The sequence below is a fragment of the Bartonella sp. AC70YNML genome, from assembly GCF_042196545.1.
Lineage (GTDB): Bacteria > Pseudomonadota > Alphaproteobacteria > Rhizobiales > Rhizobiaceae > Bartonella.
On the sequence record NZ_JBHIQK010000039.1, the window covers coordinates 1 to 1,844 of the forward strand.

The window sequence follows — 1,844 nt, forward strand, 5'->3', positions numbered from 1 at the left end:
TTCCTTGGCTTTTTCTACTTCATTCTTGGCTTCATACGCTCGGTCATCGGCTTTCTCTGCTATTTTCTTGGCTTCTTCACCTGCCATTTCTGCTAATCTGGCTATAGTCTTAGCGTTATTGGCTGCTTCATTCGCGTCGTAAGCTTTACTCCACGCTTCATTCGCTGTGCTTTTTACTTTTTCCACCTCACTACGCGCTTGCTCCGCATCATGGTTAGCATAACCTGCTGTCTGTTTGGCTTCTTTTGCTATTTTTTGTGCTTCTTCTGCGGCTGCTTCTAAAGACGCGGCTTTTTTACCCGCTGTTTCTGCCGCTTTCTGTGCTTGTTCTGCTGTATATTTTGCACTATTAGCTATTTCCTTGGCTTTCTCTACTTCACCCTTAGCTTCATACGCGTAGTTATTGGCTTTCTCCGCTATTTTCTTGGCTTCTTCACCTGCTGTTTCCGCTAATCTTGCTATAACCTTGGCGTCCTTCGCTGTTTCATTCGCGCTGTGGGAATTACTCCACGCTTCATGAGCTTTGTTGTCTGCTGCTTCGGCTTTTTTCTTGGCTTCGTCTGAATACATCCGCGCTAAACTTGCTATAGTCTTAGCGTCACCTGCTACTTCCTGCGCTTTATTGGCATTACTCCATCCTTCATGAGCTGTACTTTTTGCCTTTTCTACCTCACTACGCGCTTGCTCCGCATCATGTTTGGCATAACCTGCTGTCTGTTTGGCTTCTTTTGCTATCTTTTCAGCTTCACCCGCTACTGTCTCTACCTGTGATGCCTTCTTTTGTGCTCCATCAGCTACCTTCTTTGCCTCTTCGGCTATAGACTTCGCACTACCTGCTACTTGTTTTAGACCATCCAAAGCACCTTTCGTTTCTTCTGCTACCTTCTCTGCTGCTTCCGCTTTACTCTTTGCTGCTGTAGCTATACCCTTCAACGCCTCCACACTCGCTTCACCTGCCGTTTCTCCTGAACGCACCGATGCTTCTGCTGCTACCTTCGCTTCGTTGGCTATTCGTGTTGCTTCTGTTGCACTCTGTTGCGCTTGATCGGCTTTCGTCTGTGCACTATCCAACGCACTTTTGGCTTCTAAGGCTGTCGCTTTGGCGCTCCTTGCTTCTTCTTTTGCTTCTTCTGATAAGCTTTTTGCACTAGAGGCGGTTTGACTTGCTTGTTCACTCGTGGATTTCGCTTCAGTCGCAACAGTCTCTAAATTTTCTGCTTTAGATTTCGCATCGCTAGCCTCTTTTACAGCTTGCTCTACTTTCGCTGTCGCCTTATCAACGGCGCTTTTCGCTTCCTCCGCCAAACCCTTCGCCTCAGATGCCGTACTCTTAGCTTCTCTTGCTTCTGTTAATGCTGTAGTCGCTGTAGATTTTGCTTCATTCGCAACTGCCTCTACACTTTCGGCTTTAGCCTTTGCTGTTTCTGCTGTCTCCTGTGATGCTGCTGCCAACCGTTTTGCTTCTTCTGATAATGTTTTAGCTGCCTCAGCACTCCCTTTCGCATCATTGGCTATACTAGATGCCCCGCCCGCTGTTGTTTTCGCAGAAGTCGCTTCTCTTAATGCCTGTTCTGATGCCTTTTGCGCCTCTGTAGATGCCGTATTCGCTTTTTCCGCTAAACCTTTCGCCTCTTCTGACGTGCTTACAGCTGCCTCTGATTGTGATTTGGCTTCTCTTGAAGCTGTTAATGCTGTCTCTACTCCCGCTTGTACTTGTGAGGCTGTTTTTGTGAGTTCTGTAACAGAAGATGTCGCACCTTCTGATAACTCTTTTGCTTGTTCTGCAATATCCTTGGCATCATCGGCTGCCTGTTTGGCTCCATCTGCCTTTAGACTTGCTTGCA

Annotated in this window: 1 pseudogene; it reads right to left on the bottom strand. The window is 47.2% G+C overall.

Annotation, left to right across the window (positions count from 1 at the left end):
• Positions 1-1,844 (bottom strand): annotated as a pseudogene (locus ACFIMU_RS08605) (hypothetical protein); the annotation flags it as partial.